The organism is Candidatus Borkfalkia ceftriaxoniphila (assembly GCF_004134775.1).
GTDB lineage: Bacteria > Bacillota > Clostridia > Christensenellales > Borkfalkiaceae > Borkfalkia > Borkfalkia ceftriaxoniphila.
In genome coordinates this window covers 951,242-969,383 of sequence record NZ_SDOZ01000002.1, presented here as the reverse complement: position 1 = coordinate 969,383, position 18,142 = coordinate 951,242, and the positions used below count along the sequence as shown (strand labels likewise).

General features: G+C 52.2%; 13 protein-coding genes, 2 tRNA genes and 3 rRNA genes. 15 read left to right on the top strand and 3 right to left on the bottom strand.

Features of this window, described 5'->3' with window-relative positions; all coding sequences use genetic code 11:
• Positions 1 to 65: 65 nt before the first annotated feature.
• Both ESZ91_RS04615 and ESZ91_RS04610 read left to right on the top strand, forming a co-directional pair.
• The gene (locus ESZ91_RS04615) at positions 66 to 833 is read left to right on the top strand and encodes a ParA family protein (RefSeq protein ID WP_129224576.1); all 768 of its coding nucleotides are present in this window, start codon (positions 66 to 68) and stop codon (positions 831 to 833) included.
• A gap of 40 nt (positions 834 to 873) precedes the next feature.
• Entirely contained in the window at positions 874 to 1,806 is a 933-nt protein-coding gene (locus ESZ91_RS04610) for a ParB/RepB/Spo0J family partition protein (RefSeq protein WP_129224574.1), read from the top strand.
• 88 nt (positions 1,807 to 1,894) lie between these two features.
• On the opposite strand, the gene ESZ91_RS04605 is transcribed toward ESZ91_RS04610, so the two are convergent.
• Positions 1,895 to 2,119 carry a hypothetical protein gene (locus ESZ91_RS04605; RefSeq protein ID WP_129224572.1) on the bottom strand — a complete coding sequence of 75 codons (225 nt, stop codon included), beginning with the start codon at positions 2,117 to 2,119 and terminating at the stop codon, positions 1,895 to 1,897.
• 635 nt (positions 2,120 to 2,754) lie between these two features.
• Here ESZ91_RS04605 and ESZ91_RS04600 point away from each other — a divergent pair.
• From ESZ91_RS04600 to ESZ91_RS04575, 6 genes are all read left to right on the top strand, one after another.
• Positions 2,755 to 4,269: ribosomal RNA gene (locus ESZ91_RS04600) — 16S ribosomal RNA — on the top strand.
• A gap of 164 nt (positions 4,270 to 4,433) precedes the next feature.
• Positions 4,434 to 4,509 (top strand) — tRNA-Ala (locus ESZ91_RS04595).
• Positions 4,510 to 4,513: 4 nt separating this feature from the next.
• A tRNA-Ile gene (locus ESZ91_RS04590) sits at positions 4,514 to 4,590 on the top strand.
• Positions 4,591 to 4,876: 286 nt separating this feature from the next.
• Positions 4,877 to 7,786: ribosomal RNA gene (locus ESZ91_RS04585) — 23S ribosomal RNA — on the top strand.
• Between the two features lie 217 nt (positions 7,787 to 8,003).
• A 5S ribosomal RNA gene (rrf, locus tag ESZ91_RS04580) occupies positions 8,004 to 8,120 on the top strand.
• Together the 16S, 23S and 5S rRNA genes with 2 tRNA genes alongside form the textbook arrangement of a ribosomal RNA operon.
• A gap of 110 nt (positions 8,121 to 8,230) precedes the next feature.
• Positions 8,231 to 8,413 carry a hypothetical protein gene (locus ESZ91_RS04575; RefSeq protein ID WP_129224570.1) on the top strand — a complete coding sequence of 61 codons (183 nt, stop codon included), beginning with the start codon at positions 8,231 to 8,233 and terminating at the stop codon, positions 8,411 to 8,413.
• 17 nt (positions 8,414 to 8,430) lie between these two features.
• Here the strand turns inward: ESZ91_RS04575 and ESZ91_RS04570 are convergent, their stop codons facing one another.
• On the bottom strand, positions 8,431 to 9,591 hold the full coding sequence (locus ESZ91_RS04570; protein ID WP_129224568.1) for a cation diffusion facilitator family transporter: 1,161 nt from the start codon (positions 9,589 to 9,591) through the stop codon (positions 8,431 to 8,433).
• 217 nt (positions 9,592 to 9,808) lie between these two features.
• Between ESZ91_RS04570 and ESZ91_RS04565 the strand changes: the two genes are divergently transcribed.
• The 6 genes from ESZ91_RS04565 (at position 9,809) to ESZ91_RS04540 (ending at position 14,936) form a co-directional block, all read left to right on the top strand.
• Positions 9,809 to 10,228, top strand: a complete 420-nt coding sequence (locus tag ESZ91_RS04565; RefSeq protein ID WP_129224566.1) for an Hsp20/alpha crystallin family protein — start codon at positions 9,809 to 9,811, stop codon at positions 10,226 to 10,228.
• A 90-nt stretch (positions 10,229 to 10,318) separates the two neighbouring features.
• Positions 10,319 to 11,053, top strand: a complete 735-nt coding sequence (locus ESZ91_RS04560) for a CBS domain-containing protein (protein ID WP_129224564.1) — start codon at positions 10,319 to 10,321, stop codon at positions 11,051 to 11,053.
• A gap of 598 nt (positions 11,054 to 11,651) precedes the next feature.
• On the top strand, positions 11,652 to 12,065 hold the full coding sequence (locus ESZ91_RS04555; protein WP_129224562.1) for an RrF2 family transcriptional regulator: 414 nt from the start codon (positions 11,652 to 11,654) through the stop codon (positions 12,063 to 12,065).
• A 49-nt stretch (positions 12,066 to 12,114) separates the two neighbouring features.
• A complete protein-coding gene (locus tag ESZ91_RS04550; protein ID WP_129224560.1) occupies positions 12,115 to 13,395 on the top strand; it encodes an O-acetylhomoserine aminocarboxypropyltransferase/cysteine synthase family protein in 1,281 nt (426 codons plus the stop codon).
• Positions 13,396 to 13,443: 48 nt separating this feature from the next.
• Positions 13,444 to 14,370, top strand: a complete 927-nt coding sequence (cysK, locus tag ESZ91_RS04545) for a cysteine synthase A (RefSeq protein WP_129224557.1) — start codon at positions 13,444 to 13,446, stop codon at positions 14,368 to 14,370.
• The gene (locus tag ESZ91_RS04540; RefSeq protein ID WP_129224555.1) at positions 14,367 to 14,936 is read left to right on the top strand and encodes a DUF3267 domain-containing protein; all 570 of its coding nucleotides are present in this window, start codon (positions 14,367 to 14,369) and stop codon (positions 14,934 to 14,936) included. The genes cysK and ESZ91_RS04540 overlap by 4 nt, the downstream gene beginning before the upstream one ends.
• A gap of 32 nt (positions 14,937 to 14,968) precedes the next feature.
• Here the strand turns inward: ESZ91_RS04540 and ESZ91_RS04535 are convergent, their stop codons facing one another.
• Complete coding sequence (locus ESZ91_RS04535; RefSeq protein ID WP_129224553.1) at positions 14,969 to 16,135, bottom strand: class I SAM-dependent rRNA methyltransferase; 1,167 nt, start codon at positions 16,133 to 16,135, stop codon at positions 14,969 to 14,971.
• Positions 16,136 to 16,321: 186 nt separating this feature from the next.
• Between ESZ91_RS04535 and dxs the strand changes: the two genes are divergently transcribed.
• The gene (gene dxs / locus ESZ91_RS04530; protein ID WP_129224551.1) at positions 16,322 to 18,139 is read left to right on the top strand and encodes a 1-deoxy-D-xylulose-5-phosphate synthase; all 1,818 of its coding nucleotides are present in this window, start codon (positions 16,322 to 16,324) and stop codon (positions 18,137 to 18,139) included.
• Positions 18,140 to 18,142 lie beyond the last annotated feature (3 nt).

Genomic DNA, 18,142 nt, shown 5'->3' with positions numbered 1-18,142 from the left:
AAACGACCGCGGGGAGCGCCGATGCGCTCCGCCGCGGAACATAAATTGACGAAAGCGGTGAAAGAATGGGAAAAATAGTTTCATTTTCAAATCAGAAGGGGGGCGTGGGTAAGACGACGACTTGCGTGAACATGGCGGCGTATATCGCCGCAGAGGGCAAAAAAGTGCTCCTCGTGGACATGGACCCGCAGGGCAACGCCACCACCGGGCTGGGCTTTTCCAAAAGTTCGCTCGAACAATCCATTTACAGCGTCCTCATCGACGACGAAAAGGCATTGGAAAACATCATGCCCACGGAAGTGGAAAATCTCGACCTTTTGCCTTCCAACATCGATCTCGCGGGCGCCGAAGTCGAACTGGTCTATAAAAAGAACCGCGAACGCGTACTGAAGAACGCTCTCGAAGAGATCCGTTCGCGGTACGATTACATATTGATAGACTGTCCGCCCTCGCTGGGACTTCTGACCATCAACGCGCTCGCGTGTGCGGATTCGGTCATCATTCCCATTCAGAGCGAATATTACGCTTTGGAGGGACTGAGTCAACTGATGAATTCCATCAGCCTCGTGAAACAGCATCTCAACGCCGGTCTGGAAGTGGACGGCGTCGTCCTCACCATGTACGACAGCCGTTCGCTCATTTCCAAGCAGATCGCCGAAGAGATCAAAAAATTCTTTACAAAGCGGCTGTTCGAGATCGTCGTGCCCCGCAACGTGCGGTTGGTGGAGGCTTCCTCATACGGCAAGCCTATCATGATGCACGATCCCAAATGTACGGGCGCCCGCGCCTATAAAGCGCTGACGCTGGAATATCTGGCAAGACAAAGCAAATGAGTTTTCGTCCGTTCAGGCAGAAAAATCGCATGAGGTAATTATGAAAACGAACAGAGGATTAGGAAGGGGGCTTTCGGCACTCTTTTCGGATACGGAAGAGGCGTATGAGAACGCAGCGAAATCCTTTACCAGGGAGAACGCGCAGGAATTTCCCGAAGACATCAAGGGGCTCATCGAGGTGGACATCGATCTCGTAAAACCCAATCCCAACCAGCCGCGAAAGCATTTCGATGAAGACGCTCTCAACGAACTGGCGGATTCCATCAAAAAACACGGGCTGATCATGCCCATCGTCGTCAATAACATGATCGGCGGGCAGTACATGATCATCGCCGGCGAACGCCGTTACCGCGCCGCGAAGATCGCGGGCAAAAAGCAGATTCCCGTCGTCATCCGCTCCTACACCGACCGCGAGATCAAGGAAATTTCCCTGATCGAAAACCTGCAGAGGGAGGATCTGAATCCCATCGAAGCGGCGAATGCCATGAAACAGCTGATGGACGAATATAAACTCACGCAGGAGGAACTCGCGGAACGTATCGGCAAATCCCGCCCCGCGGTCACGAACACGCTCCGTCTGTTATCCCTTTCCCGCGAGGTCATCGAACTCGTCGCCTCGGGTAAACTCAGCGCTGGGCACGCCCGCGCGCTCATCACGCTGCCCGAAGACGCGCAGTATAAACTCGCGATCGACGCCATCAAGGACGGCCTGTCCGTCCGCGACATCGAACGCAGTGTGAGAGAATATTTTTCCTCCGCCGAAGAGTTGGACGAAAAGCGCGAAAAGAAGAAGATGCAGGTTTCTCTCGAACTCAAAGACATGATCGAGCGGATGAAACACACCTTCAAAACCAAAGTGAGCCTGATCGGCAACGACAGAAAGGGCCGCATCTATATCGACTATTACAACACAGACGACCTGGACCGCATCAGCGAGATCATCGACCTGGTCGAGCGTCAGGAAAAAAGATAAAAAGGTCCCCGCCGCTTTTCTTGCGGCGGGGATTTTCTTTATATATAATATATGTCGCGCGCGTGCGCGCGGAAGAAAAGAGGAGGGGTCAGTCCTTTTTTTCCTCTTCGGGTTCGGGTTCCTCGGGCGACTGCGGCTTGGGCTCTCGCATTTCCTGCAAACTTTTAAAAAGCATCATCAGCACGAAAAACAATAGGGCGAGCACGGCTTCGATAATCACGTACACCGGCTTGAACCAGACGACGGACGGGATGATGAATGCCAGAAGCAGCGCGCAGAGCACTGTGCTGACGATGCGCAGCGTTTTGAACATTTTTAAACCTCTCTTTTTTTATTAAGTTCATTATATCATACAATCGAGGAAATGGCAAGTTTGCGTCGTATAGTGGTACGAAAATCGCCGACAATACTATATATAGCGTTGTCGAAAAAGAATGAAAAAAAAGCGGAAAAATCGCAAAAAAGTGCGAAAAAAACGTTGACTTCCGTGGCGGGATATGATATTATAGGCAAGCTGTCAAACGAGAGCGGCAGACACCATAAAACATACGAAAATGCTTGCAAAAGTTTTTTGAAAAAATTCAAAAAAACAGTTGACAAAAATTTGTAGATGTGATATGATAGTCAAGCTGTCAAACGAGGCGGACAAAATCATAACGAAGCGCAAAACTTCGACAAAAGTTTTTCAAAAACTTTGAAAAAAGTCGCGAAAATCAGTTGACAAAAGATTTGCAATATGGTATGATAGTCAAGCTCACTCGTTGAGAGAGCTCCGAACGAAGTTCGGACAAGCGATGCTTAAAAATTGAATAGAAGGAAATGAATTAAAAATTACTATTTTTAAAAAGTTTCTGTCAATTAACTTTTGAGTACACAAAAGTACCAAAAAGAACAGTCAGCAAATAATAACGTTAGAGCCGTTGTTCGAAAGAACAGCTTTAAACAATTAAACTTAAGAGTTTGATTCTGGCTCAGGATGAACGCTGGCGGCGTGCTTAACACATGCAAGTCGAACGGAGTAAGAAAGCTTGCTTTTTTACTTAGTGGCGGACGGGTGAGTAACGCGTGAGCAATCTGCCCATACCAGGGGAATAACACATAGAAATGTGTGCTAATACCGCATAAGACCACAGAGAGGCATCTCTCAGTGGTAAAAGATTTATCGGGTATGGATGAGCTCGCGTCCCATTAGATAGTTGGTGAGGTAACGGCCCACCAAGTCTGCGATGGGTAGCCGACCTGAGAGGGTGATCGGCCACATTGGAACTGAGAAACGGTCCAGACTCCTACGGGAGGCAGCAGTGGGGAATATTGGGCAATGGAGGCAACTCTGACCCAGCAACGCCGCGTGAGTGATGAAGGTCTTCGGATTGTAAAGCTCTGTGATGGGAGACGAAGAAAGTGACGGTATCCCAATAGCAAGCCTCGGCTAACTACGTGCCAGCAGCCGCGGTAATACGTAGGAGGCAAGCGTTATCCGGAATGACTGGGCGTAAAGGGTGCGTAGGTGGCTTGGCAAGTTGGTAGCGTAATTCCGAGGCTCAACCTCGGCGCTACTACCAAAACTGTCAGGCTCGAGTGCAGGAGGGGTAAGTGGAATTCCTAGTGTAGCGGTGGAATGCGTAGATATTAGGAGGAACATCGGTGGCGAAGGCGACTTACTGGACTGTAACTGACACTGAAGCACGAAAGCGTGGGGAGCAAACAGGATTAGATACCCTGGTAGTCCACGCCGTAAACGATGTATGCTAGGTGTAGGGGGTATCGACTCCCTCTGTGCCGACGTTAACACATTAAGCATACCGCCTGGGGAGTACGGCCGCAAGGTTGAAACTCAAAGAAATTGACGGGGACCCGCACAAGCAGCGGAGCATGTGGTTTAATTCGACGCAACGCGAAAAACCTTACCAGGACTTGACATCGAGTGAAAGCCTAAGAGATTAGGCCCTCCTTCGGGACACGAAGACAGGTGTTGCATGGTTGTCGTCAGCTCGTGTCGTGAGATGTTGGGTTAAGTCCCGCAACGAGCGCAACCCTCATATACAGTTGCCAATATTCAGTTAGGAACTCTGTATAGACTGCCGTGGTTAACACGGAGGAAGGTGGGGATGACGTCAAATCATCACGGCCCTTACGTCCTGGGCTACACACGTGCTACAATGGCTATTACAAAGAGCTGCTATACAGTAATGTTGAGCGAATCTCATAAAGATAGTCTCAGTTCGGATCGTGGGCTGCAACCCGCCCACGTGAAGTCGGAGTTGCTAGTAATCCCGAATCAGCATGTCGGGGTGAATGCGTTCCCGGGTCTTGTACACACCGCCCGTCACGCCATGGGAGTTGGGAGTACCCAAAGTCAGTGACTTAACCGCAAGGGGAGAACTGCCTAAGGTAATACCAATGACTGGGGTGAAGTCGTAACAAGGTAGCCGTATCGGAAGGTGCGGCTGGATCACCTCCTTTTAGGGAGAATAGATTAGCATTAAAAGCTGATAGCTAATCCATTTTCAGTCGATACAGAAACTTTCATTTCCTTTCTATTCGTTTTTAATACAAAATTTGCTCCGATTTCGGAGCATTATTTTTGTAATTCGCAAAATTATTTTTCGCAAATGCGGAGAAAGTACGGGGGTATAGCTCAGCTGGTAGAGCACCTGCCCTGCAAGCAGGGGGTCAGCGGTTCGAACCCGCTTACCTCCACCATTATGGGCTCATAGCTCAGCTGGTTAGAGCACACGCCTGATAAGCGTGAGGTCGGTGGTTCGAGTCCACTTGAGCCCACCAAGCAACGCAAGTTGCGAGGGGTTATTGTGGGCTTTGCCGACGTAACCCGTAAAAAAACGCGTTTTCCGACTCTGTCGAGAAGGAAGGTTGCGGACAAGTAGATTGACAACTGCATAGCAATAAAAAAGAAATAGTACAGAAGGCAAAGAAAAATAAAAAAAAGAGCTAATTGGTTAATACGAAAGTATGCGAAATTAAGCACCGGAAGGAGCCTAAGAAAGCGAGAATCAAATAGCCGAGTAAAAATTAGAATTTTTTGTATAGCTAAAGGAAAGTAGACGAAAAAGATCAAGCTACAAAGAGCATACGGAGGATGCCTTGGTACATGGCGCCGAAGAAGGACGTGACAAGCTGCGAAAAGCTGCGGGGAGCTGCAAATGAGCCGAGATCCGCAGATGTCCGAATGAGGAAACTCAGCGCGGGTAATGCCGCGTTATCATACACTGAATCCATAGGTGTATGAGGGGAACCCGGGGAACTGAAACATCTTAGTACCCGGAGGAAAAGAAAGTAAAAACGATTCCGAAAGTAGTGGCGAGCGAAATCGGAGAAGCCCAAACCGCATATAGCAATATGTGCGGGGTATGGACCCCGAAAAGCACGGAGAACGATAGCCGAATAGTGTTGGAAAGCACATCGAAACAGGGTAACAGGCCCGTAGGCGAAATTGTTCAAAGGCCGGGGGTATCCGGAGTACGTCGGGACACGAGAAATCTTGACGGAAGACAGGAGGACCATCTCCTAAGGCTAAATACGACCATGTGACCGATAGCGAATAGTACCGTGAGGGAAAGGTGAAAAGCACCCCGGGAGGGGAGTGAAAGAGAACCTGAAACCGTATGCTTACAAGCAGACAGAGCACCACACGCGTGTGATGTCGTACTTTTTGTAGAACGGGCCGGCGAGTTACGTTGTGTTGCGAGGTTAAGCGATAAAGTCGCGGAGCCGAAGCGAAAGCGAGTCTGAAAAGGGCGGTAAGTAGCATGACGTAGACCCGAAACCTGATGACCTATCCATGAACAGGTTGAAGCAGCGGTAAAACGCTGTGGAGGACCGAACCCACGCCTGTTGAAATAGTCGGGGATGATTTGTGGATAGCGGAGAAATTCCAAACGAATCAGGATATAGCTGGTTCTCCTCGAAATAGCTTTAGGGCTAGCCTCATGAAAGATTACCGAAGGTAGAGCACTAAATGGCCTAGGGGGCTTCACAGCTTACCGAAGCTTATTAAACTCCGAATGACGGAAAATTGATTCATGGGAGTCAGACAGTGACAGATAAGTGCCATTGTCAAAAGGGAAACAGCCCAGATCCACAGCTAAGGTCCCAAAGTACAGGTTAAGTGGTAAAGGATGTGTCATTGCAGAAACAACCAGGATGTTGGCTTAGAAGCAGCCACACATTAAAAGAGTGCGTAATAGCTCACTGGTCGAGTGATGATGCGCCGAAGATTACCGGGGCTCAAACCTGACACCGAAGCTTGGGGATAGAAGTAATTCTATCGGTAGAGGAGCAATGCATACTGGCAGAAGCTGTAGCGGAAGCGGCAGTGGACGGTATGGAAGAGAGAATGCCGGCATAAGTAGCGAGAGCGGAGCGAGAAACTCCGCCGTCGAAAGTCTGAGGTTTCCTGGGGAAGGTTCGTCCGCCCAGGGTAAGTCGGGACCTAAGTCGAGGCCGAAAGGCGTAGATGATGGACAACGGGTTGAGATTCCCGTACCACCGACAGACATCTAAATGAAGCAGTGACACAGAAGGATAGTTCGAGCGCACGGATGGAAAAGTGCGTCCAAGGCGAAGCGTTGGCAGTTAGTGAAGTACGGCTGTCGCAAAACGTAGCGCTGACGGGGAGCGGATTAGAGAAGCGAAGCGAATGAATCCACGCTGGCGAGAAAAGCTGCTAAATACGTCTGAAGGTGCCCGTACCGCAAACCGACACAGGTAGACGAGAAGAAAATTCTAAGACGAACGGGAGAACCATTGTTAAGGAACTCGGCAAAATGACCCCGTAACTTCGGGAGAAGGGGAGCCACGGCAACGTGGCCGCAGTGAAGAGGCCCAAGCGACTGTTTATCAAAAACACAGGTTTCTGCGAAAGCGTAAGCTGACGTATAGGAGCTGACGCCTGCCCAGTGCCGGAAGGTCAAGGGGAAGTGTTAGGAGCAATCCGAAGCACCGAACTTAAGCCCCGGTGAACGGCGGCCGTAACTATAACGGTCCTAAGGTAGCGAAATTCCTTGTCGGGTAAGTTCCGACCCGCACGAATGGCGTAACGACTTGGGCACTGTCTCAACAGTGGGCCCGGCGAAATTGTAGTATACGTGAAGATGCGTATTAACCCGCGACTGGACGGAAAGACCCCGTAGAGCTTTACTGTAACTTGATATTGAATCACGACCATTGATGTACAGGATAGGTGGGAGGCTAAGAAACATTCTCGTCAGGGAATGCGGAGCCGACGTTGGGATACCACCCTTTAATTGTTGGGATTCTAACCTGCAACCGTGAAACCGGTGTGGGGACATTGTCAGGTGGGCAGTTTGACTGGGGCGGTCGCCTCCTAAAGAGTAACGGAGGCGCCCAAAGGTTCCCTCAGCATGGTTGGAAATCATGCGAAGAGTGTAAAGGCAGAAGGGAGCTTAACTGTGAGACAGACATGTCGAACAGATGCGAAAGCAGGGCTTAGTGATCAGGCGGTAGAGAATGGAATTGCCGTCGCTTAACGGATAAAAGTTACCTCGGGGATAACAGGCTTATCTCCCCCAAGAGTTCACATCGACGGGGAGGTTTGGCACCTCGATGTCGGCTCGTCACATCCTGGGGCTGAAGCAGGTCCCAAGGGTTCGGCTGTTCGCCGATTAAAGTGGCACGCGAGCTGGGTTCAGAACGTCGTGAGACAGTTCGGTCCCTATCCATCGTGGGCGCAGGATATTTGAGAGGCTTTGTCCTTAGTACGAGAGGACCGGGATGAACGCACCTATTGTGCACCTGTTGTCGCGCCAGCGGCATAGCAGGGTAGCGAAGTGCGGATGAGATAAACGCTGAAAGCATCTAAGCGTGAAACTCACCTCAAGATAAGATATCCCATATCGTAAGGTAGTAAGACCCCTTGAAGACAACAAGGTTGATAGGTCGGAGGTGGAAGTGCAGCAATGCATGCAGCTGACCGATACTAATAGGTCGAGGGCTTGATCTCAATAAAATGAGAAAAGGCGTAATACAATCCTTAAATATACAAAGAAAGAACAATTTTTACGAGCCTTGCCGAAAGTGCTATGGAAAGAATATTGCTGTGTAGTTGTCAGTTTGCTTGGGAAAACAGGCAGATTGAGAAAAAGAATGTCCGCAACGGGGGATAAACGGAGCGGACAGAGCCGTGTATGTATACCGCGATAAGCGGTTTATATAGCCATTGCGGTGACGATAGCGGAGAGGATCCACCTGTTCTCATACCGAACACAGAAGTTAAGCTCTCCTACGCCGAAAGTACTTGGGTTTCATTACCCCGGAAGGATAGGTAGTTGCCGCATCTAATTGAAAAAGACACTCTATACGGAGTGTCTTTTTTGTTGTTGCAATTTCAATAAAAAGTATTGACATATTCATGTTAGGTGATACAATCTAAATAAGGAGATTTATCATGGAAAAATTTCTCAAATATATGCTATTAGGAATTGCTTTCATTCTGGTCGGCATCGTAGCGGCCGTTATTTGCATAATTTCCGATTCCTATATTCCGATGGTATTAACGATTCTTATGCCAAGTGTTGGTATCGTACTGTGTATTATTGGAGTTCGAACAAACAATAATAATAAAAAATAAATTTTCATTCCGCCTTTTTATTCGTTTATATTCTGTCGTTCCAGCGTCATCACGACGCCGAGGTTTTCCCCTAAAAGGGATATGCGGTCTTTGACGGTCTGCATGATCGTTTCTTCGCTGAGTTTGTTGTCGAAAGGAACGGCAAGGTCAAAAACGAGATTTGCGTGCGTTTCGCCGCCCACCATGCGGAAGTCATGCACGCGGAACCGTCCGTCTATGTCCCGCACGATGCGCTCTATCTCTCCGCGATAAAGATTGATCTTCGGATCGTCGAATACGAGGGGATCGATATGTACGGTCAGCAAAATATCGGTGTGTTCTGTAAATTCATGCTCGATGTTGTCCGCCAGATCGTGCGCCGCCATGATAGGCATATGAGAATCCACTTCTACGTGTACGGTCGCATACATTTTGCATTCGCCGTAATTGTGAACGGTCAGGTCGTGCAGCCCGTGCACGCCATCGAACGCCAGGATGCGTTCCTCGATCTTCTTGACGACGTCCGCGTCTGGCGCTTTTCCCAAAAGGCGGCTGATCGTATCTTTTAGTATGGAAACGCCCGCAAACGCAATGAACAGCGCGACCAGAACGCCCATATAACCGTCGAGATCGATTTTCGTGTAGTGTGAGATCAAAAGGGAAACGAGCACAGCGGTCGTGGCGATTGCATCGGAAATGCTGTCGGTTGCCGTTGCTTTCAGGGTTTCGGAGGAGATTTTTCGCCCCAACCGCCGATTGAACACGAACATTCCCAGTTTGACGAGCACGGACACGATCAGAATGACGAGCGTCAGAACGGAAAACTCGCCAGTTTCGGGGGAGAGTATCTTTTCCACCGAAGAGATCGCCAATTCCACGGCGACGACTAAAATGATCAGCGAAATCACCATCGAAGCGACGTATTCCGCGCGCTGATGCCCGAAAGGATGCTCTTTATCCGCGGGCTTTCCCGCCATTTTGAAGCCGATGACGGATACCGCGTTGCTGCCGCAGTCGGTCAGGTTGTTCAGCCCGTCCGCAAGTACGGACAGCACGCCGGACACGGCACCCGCCGCGATCTTTCCCGCCGCGAGCAGCACGTTGAACCCGATGCTCAGATATCCTGCAAATTTTCCGTACCGCTCCCGCGTTTTCGCGTCGGGAGCGGTCTGCAAAGTCTGTAATTTATTTTCTTCCATTGTTCAAGTGTACCATAACGCGCCGCGAAAATCAAGCGGCGCGCTCTTTTTTTAAGTTCTTAAAAAAATTTTAAATATTTTATATAAAACCGTTGACAAATTTTTAAAATCGAGTATAATATGAATTAGCAATTAAGAAATGAGAGTGCTAACACTCTTATAAATAAATTGCTAAATCATAACTATTATCCCCGAGAAAGGGAAAGGAGAATGTTTTATGAAATACGCAATTACGAACCGCAATCGTTTCGGCAACAATCTGTTTGAGGATTGGGACAAATTATTCTTCAATCCTTTCGAAACCAGCGAACTGAAAACGGATATCCGCGAAAAGGACGGCAATTATATTCTTGACGTGGATCTTCCCGGATTCCGCAAAGAAGATATCGACGTAAGCATGGACGACGGTTATCTGACTGTCCGTGCGGAGAGAAAGGAAGAGAAAGAAGAAAAGGATGAAAAAGGGCGTTATCTGAGAAGGGAACGCTGCTACGGTACCTGTTCGCGCAGTTTTTATGTGGGCGACATCGACGAAAAGACGATCAAAGCCTCGTACAGCGACGGGATCCTTACCGTAACGATCCCCCAGGAGCAGCCGAAAAAACTCGAAGAGAAAAAACGCATCGAAATCGAATAATTTCGTCCCCCACGAAAGGGCCGCGGCGCAAGCCGCGGTTCTTTTTCGATTGCTCTTGACGCGGGGTCGGCGAAATGATATAATACAGGCATGGAATACGCCAATGCACTCAAGTTTATCAACAGTTACAACCGTATCGAGGCGCAGTTGAAACTGATGTACCGCGCCAAGCCCACGCAGAATTTCACGGATCTTGTCAAACGGTGTTCGGATCAGAACCTGACGGTGCGCCGATACGCCGCGGAACTGACCGATTACGGGAAACTCCGCAACGCCATCGTGCACCGCACCATGCGCGGCGATCAGTTTATCGCCAATCCGTGCGACGAGGTGGTGGAATCCATCGCCGCCATCGAAAAACAAATCTGTACGCCGCCGCGCGTGATGGACGCTTTCAAAGTCAAGCGCATCGTGCACGTGTTCGCAGACAGTTCTCTCGCCGAGGCGTTCGCAAAATTTTCGGAGGGACGGAGAAAGAGCCTGCCCGTCTACCGCGACGGAAAACTGGCGGGGATCCTCAATCCTTATACCTTAATGGGAAAACTGTTCGAGTTATCGCAAAACGGGGCGGACATCGCCGCGTATCTCAACGATACCCGCTGCGGCGATATTCTGGACGAAACCGAATTGGGAAACTATCGGTTTATGGGAAAGGACGCCAATATCTTCGAAGTGTTTCAGGCGTTTGAAGCCAAAAAGCACGTGAACGCAGTAATAATCACCGAAAACGGCGCGTTCGGCGAAAAAGTGCTCAATATCATTACGCCTACGGATTTTCCGATTTTAAACAGTTATATCGAAAACTACGATACCAAACTTTTGTAATTCACAAAAAATTATAAAAATTTTCAAATAACCTATTGACAAATTTTGAATGTGTGGTATAATAAAAACACAAAAGGGAGAAATACTCTTTTGCAAACGAATTTCATAGCACGGAAGTTCCCGACAGTCAGGGAAGAAAATTACGGAAGCGTTAAAGCGTAGCAAGTCGCGAGGCCGGAAGCGCAGGGGTAAAAGTCGGAAAGGAGTGTCAGATTTAGAAGATCCGGGAACCGTGCGCGGCAAAGGGTAAAAAAAAGAAAATATCCTATAGATCCTGTTTTAATCGGCGTGAGCCAAAAAAGATTAAAGAGAGTAAGTCAGGATCGGAAAAAAGGATAACTTTTGGAATAACCTGCGCCAATGAAATTCGTAATACAGGGCTGTGTGTGCAAACATACAGCCCTCAATTTTCCAATAAAGTTCCGGTCTGTACGGAAAAGTCTTTCCGGAATTTTATGATAAAGGAGATCAGGCGCCCGGCTATGGCCGCGCGCCTGTTTTCCTGTCTTTAATTCCTATAAAATTTATAGAATATACTGCAAAATGCTTGCGCGGCAAATCAATGTGTGGTATAATCATGCAAAACAAAGGAGCGGTCATGAAGATTTCCACAAAAGGGCGCTACGCGCTGCGAATTATGATAGATATAGCCGAGCACGAGCCGCAAATCACGAGCGTAAACGAACTTGCCGCGCGGCAAGAGATCTCCGTCAAATATGCCGAGGCCATCGTCGGCGCGCTTTCCCGCGCAGGGCTGCTCGTCAGCCGCCGCGGCAAAACGGGCGGTTACGTGCTTTCGAAAAGCGCCGATGCCATCACCGCGGGCGATATCCTGCGCGCGGGCGAAGGCTCTCTCGCTACGGTCGCGTGCTTGTCCGCGCCCGTCAATCCCTGTCCGCGCGCGGCGGGCTGTAAAACGCTACCGTTCTGGCGCGCTCTCGATCGGCATATCGCCGGATTTTGCGATTCCGTTTCCCTTTCCGCCCTCGTCACGGGCGAATTTTTGCCGTAAAAATTTTATATTTTATTCCTATATTTATGATAGGAAAACAGGAGTAAACATGAGTTATCGTTTTGAAACATTGCAGGTGCACGCGGGGCAGGAACAGCCCGATCCCGCAACCGGCGCGCGCGCCGTGCCCATTTATGCGAGCACGTCTTTCGTGTTCGGCGACTGCGACAGCGCTGAGGCGCGCTTTGCGCTCAAAGAGAGCGGCAACATTTACGGGCGGCTGACCAATCCCACCAACGACGCGTTCGAAAGGCGGATCGCGGCGCTGGAAGGGGGCAAGGCCGCGCTTTCGCTCGCGAGCGGCGCGGCGGCGGTCACCTACGCGGTGCAGAACATTCTGCGCGCGGGCGATCGTCTGGTCTGCTCCGCCGATGTGTACGGCGGCACCTATAACTTGTTTGCGCATACGCTCGCGGAGTTCGGTATACAGACGGATTTTTGCGAAAACACGCCCGAAGCGTACGAACGGGCGATGAAAGACAATACCAAAGCGATATTTATCGAAACGCTGGGCAATCCGCACAGCAGCGTTGCGGACGTGGAAAAGATCTCGGAAATCGCCCATAGGCACGGCGTGCCGCTCATCGCGGACAATACCTTTGCCACGCCGTATCTGTTCCGCCCCTTAGAGCACGGCGCGGATATCGTGGTGCATTCCGCGACCAAATTCATCGGCGGTCACGGCGCGGCGCTCGGCGGCGTCGTGGTGGACGGCGGCAAGTTCGATTGGAACAACGGTAATTTCCCCGCGCTTTCCCGCCCCAATCCCTCCTATCACGGGGCGGTATTTACAGACGCCGCGGGCGGTCTCGCGTATATCGTAAAAATGCGGGCGGCGCTTTTGCGGGATACGGGCGCGACGCTCAGTCCCTTTCACGCTTTTCTCTTTTTGCAGGGGCTGGAATCTCTCTCCCTGCGCGTGGAGCGCCACGTCGGAAACGCGCTGAAAGTGGTGGACTTTCTCCGTTCGCGGCGAGAAGTCGCGTTCGTCGACCATCCCGCCAACCCCGAGCGGCGGGACAACGCGCTTTACCGCAAATATTTCCCGCAGGGCGGGGCGAGTATTTTTACGTTCGAGATGGCGGGCGGCGGCAAAAAGGCGCGCAAGTTCATCGACTCGCTCAAATTGTTTTCCCTGCTTGCGAACGTGGCGGACAGCAAATCACTGGTCATTCACCCCGCGTCGACCACGCATTCGCAGATGAACGAAAAAGAGCGCCGCGCTGCGGGAATCACCGACGCGACCGTGCGCCTATCGGTGGGGATCGAACATATCGACGACATTCTGGCAGATCTCGATGCCGCGTTCGGCGCAATTTCGCGCGCATGATTGTCAACGCGCGGGTAATATGATATAATAGAAAGAGGAGGTCATCGCATGATTTATCGGAATATCACCCAACTGATCGGAAAAACGCCCCTGGTGGCGCTTGAAAACATACAAAAGGAATTGCGCTTAAAGGCGCGTTTGCTTGCAAAAATCGAATATTTCAATCCGTCCGGCAGCGTGAAAGACCGCGCGGCGTATTCCATGCTCGCGGAGGCGGAAAAACGCGGCGCGGTGAAAGCGGGGACGGTCGTTATCGAGCCGACGAGCGGAAATACGGGCATCGGACTCGCGGCGATCTGCGCGGTCCGGGGATATCGGCTCATTCTCACTATGCCCGAAACGATGAGCGTGGAGCGGCGCAAACTTTTAAAAGCGTACGGCGCGGAGATCGTGCTGACCGAGGGCGCCAAGGGCATGCGCGGCGCGATCGAAAAGGCTTCGGAACTTGCCGCACAGTATCGCGACAGTTTTATTCCTTCGCAGTTTGAAAATCCCGCAAATCCCGCCGTTCACCGTGAAACAACGGGCCCCGAGATCTGGAACGACAGCGAGGGCACGGTGGATATTTTCGTGGCGGGCGTGGGTACGGGCGGCACCGTTACGGGCGTGGGCGAATATCTGAAATCGCAGAAACCGACCCTGCGCGTGGTGGCGGTGGAGCCTGTCAATTCCGCGGTGCTCGGCGGCGGCGCGGCGGGCCCGCATAAATTGCAGGGGATCGGCGCGGGATTCGTTCCCAAAGCGCTCAATACGAAAATTTATGACGAGATCGCGCAGATCGCCGACGAGGATGCGTTCGCTTTCGCAAAACTCATTGCAAAGCGCGAGGGGCTGTTGGTCGGCATATCGTCGGGCGCGGCGCTGAAAGCGGCGTGCGATCTGGCGGCGCGGCAGGAAAATGCCGGCAAAACGATCGTCGTGCTGCTGCCCGATTCGGGCGATCGGTATCTTTCCACGCCCATTTTCGAAGAATGAGCCCCCAAGAGCGTTTCGAAAATACCTGTGAATCTCTGCAAGCGCAGGGGTATACGGCGCGCGATCGCACCTTTTCGGGCGCGGGCGGGGCGGCGATGCTCGCAACGGTACTGCCCGTTTCGGCGCTCTTTGTCGCGCTGTACGCCATACTTGCGCGCTCGGTTGCATCGGTCTGGCTGGGCTGGGTCATGCTCGCGGCGGGGATCGTTTGTAGCGTGCCCGTGCACGAACTTCTGCACGCGCTGGGCTGGGCGGCGGTCAACCGTTCGTTGCGCTGCGTGCGGTTGGGATTCGATCGCCGTACGTGCACGCCCTACTGCGCGTGTTCCGCACCCATGCAGCGCGGGAAATACCTCGTCGGCGCGCTTTTTCCCTGGCTTTTGCTGGGGATCGTGCCTGCGGCGCTTTCGGTGGCGTTGAAAAATATTTGCCTTTTGCTCTTTGCCCTCGTCAACGTCGTTTTAGCGGGCGCGGATACCGCCGTGGCGCTTCGCGCGACGACCTGCCGCGCGAATTTATTGCTCGACCACTACGAACGCGCGGGATTTTACGCGTTTTCCAAATAAAAAAGACTGTGCGCCGCACAGTCTTTTTTTGATTACAGGATCTGCAATACGAAATATTTGAGATACATGGTCTCCTCCGCGCATAAAAGAGAGGGGTGGTCTGGCGCCTGTATCTTGACTTCCAGCATTTTTACCCTGCGCCCGCTCGCCGCGGCAGCGTCCGCAAGCATATTTTCGAAGAGGGGCAGCGTCATATAGTGCGAACACGAGCACGTAATGAGGTATCCGCCCCGCTCTACGAGTTTCATGGCGAGCAGGTTGATATCCTTATAGCCTCGGCAGGCGTCCCTGACCTCGGCCGCGCTCTTGCAGAATGCGGGCGGGTCGAGCACGATGCAGTCGAACTTTTTTCCCTCCGCCTTATAAGCGCGCAGCGCCTCGAACACGTCGGCGCACTGCGTGCGGATATTGGTAAACTGATTCAGCGCGGCGTTTTCCCGCATGTTTGCGAGCGCAAATTCGGAAATATCCAGCGCCGTGACCTCTTTCGCGACCGTCGCGGCGTTTAAGGAAAATCCGCCGCTGTTGCAGAAACAATCGAGCACGCGCGCGTCCTTGCAGTAGCGCCGCGCGGCGGACCGATTTTCTTTCTGGTCGAGAAAATATCCCGTTTTCTGCCCGTTTTTCACGTCTACGGACATGATCAGCCCGTTTTCGCGGATCTGAACTTTGTCCGGCACTTCGCCGGAAAGCACGCCGCTTTCCAAGGGCAGACCCTCTTTGGCGCGCACCGCCACGTCGCCCCGCTCGTAAATGCCGCGCGGGCGGAACAAATCGTTCAAAACGCGCACGATCATCTCTCTTTTGAGCGAAATGCCCAAAGAAAGGCATTGTAGCACCAAAACGTCGCCGTAGCGGTCGATGATGAGCGCGGGCAGATCGTCCGCCTCGGCAAATACCATGCGGTAGCAGTCGTCGGAAATCAACCGCCTCCGCGCGGCGTCCGCCTCCGCGATGCGTTCGCGGTACAGCGTCTCGTCGTCCTCCCGCCCGTCGCGGATAAAGATACGCACCAAAATTTTGGAAAGGTGGTTGAGATAGCCCTTTCCGATATAGCGCCCGTCGCTTGCATAGACGGCGGCGAGGGCGCCGTTCTTGTCCTTGCCCTCGATGCGCGCGACTTCGTTGGCATACACCCAACTGTGCCCTCTCAGCAGGCGTTTTTCCTCGTTCTTTTTCAAATAGACGCTGTACGGCATAAAAATCTCCAAGGTTTTGTTAACATTATAACAAAAGTATGTGAAAAACACAAGCGCGCGCGCCGCGAAAAGGGGATAGGCTTGACAAACGCCGCGAATTTGGGTACAATGTTAAAGTTCAATAGATTTGCAGGCGGCATATTTTCGTGCCGCGCTCTCATAGAATAGAGAGCGTCGAGGTGGGTTATGCAAGCGGTGTCTTCCCGAGAGATACATTCGTACAATTTAAAACAACTGGAAGCGCTCGCCGACGACTGCCGCGAGGAGATCGTCGCCGCCGTACGCAAAAACGGCGGGCATCTCTCTTCCAATCTCGGCGTGGTAGAACTGACGCTTGCCCTGCACTTCGTCTTCGATTTTCCCAAAGACAAACTGCTCTTCGACGTGGGGCACCAGTGTTACGCGCACAAACTCGTCACGGGGCGCGCCGAACGGTTTTCGACCATCCGCCAAAAGGGCGGACTCTCGGGCTTTCCCGACCCCGAAGAGAGCGATTACGACGCTTTTATCGCGGGTCATAGCGGCGCGAGCGTGGCGACGGGCATCGGGTTTTGCCATGCGAGAGATCTTTTAGGCGGGAGCGAAAAAGTCATCTGCCTTATCGGCGACGCTTCTCTTTCCAACGGTCTGGCGCTGGAAGCGCTCTTTTCGTCGGAATCCAAGCCCAAAAATTTTATCGTGATTTTGAACGATAACGGCATGTCTATCGGCAAAAACACCTCCGCGCTGTACAGCGCGGTCAGCAAAATGACGGCGAAACGGCGCTATCGCCGTTTCAATTCGTTTCTGGAAAAGACCTTCCGCGAAACCAACGCTCTGGGAAGATCTCTTCGCAAAGTCAAGAGAAATATCAAGCGGCTGCTCAATAAAAACGCGTTTTTCGAGCGCTGCGGATTCAAATATATCGGCCCGCTCGACGGGCACAATCTTTCCGAACTCGTGCGCGTGTTCGAGGATATAAAACACCTCGACAAGCCCGCGTTCGTGCACGTGGTCACGCAAAAGGGGCACGGCATGGAACTCGCGGAACAGCAGCCGTCGCTCTATCACGGCATCGGCGCGGACCTCAAAGTGAGCGAAAATACCTTTTCCGAGCGCGTGAGCGCGATGCTGTGCCGCGCGGCGGAAAAAGACGAACGGGTGACCGCCGTCTGCGCGGCGATGCGCGACGGGGTAGGGCTCAACGAATTTTCCGAAAAATATCCCGCGCGCTGTTTCGACGCGGGCATCTGCGAAAGTTACGCCGTCACGATGGCGGCGGGCATGGCGAAGGGCGGTTTAAAGCCCGTCGTGTGCATATATTCCACGTTTTTACAGCGCGCGTACGACCAGATCGTTCACGACGTGTGTATCCAGAATCTGCCCGTCGTCTTTCTGGTGGACAGGGCGGGGTTGTCGGGCGCGGACGGAAAGACGCATCAGGGAATGTTCGATACCGCGTATCTCCGTTCGATCCCCAATCTGAAAGTATTCGCGCCCAAGGACGACGACGAGGCGGAGGCCATGTTCGCCTACGCGCTTTCGCTCGATTGTCCCGTCGCCCTCCGTTATCCCAACGGAAAGATCGGCAAAGTCGGTATAAGCGGCGCGGATTTTGAGAAAAATAGGTGGGAAGTGCTTGAAGAGGGGGAAGACGTCTACGTGCTCGCGAGCGGCGCGCGTTCGATCGCGAGGGCGCTTTCGGCGCGGGAAAAGGCAAAGATCCCCTTCGGGATCGTAAACGCGCGCACCGTCGTGCCGCTGGACGAAGATATGCTCGAACGGCTGAAAGATAAAAAACTCGTCACCTTCGAGGAATCGTACGCGGCGGGCGGGTTCGGCGGCGCGGTCGCGGAATTTTTCGCGCAGAGAGGGGAACGCGTCAGTTTGCGCCTTGTGGGCGCGCCTTTGAAATTCATTGCGCACGCGAAGGCGGAAGAGCAGGCGCAGATGCTGGGCGTCGCCGAAAACGACTTGCTCAAAATCGTGGAAACGCTGCAACGAGAGCGCGGCAACGGAGACTGAATC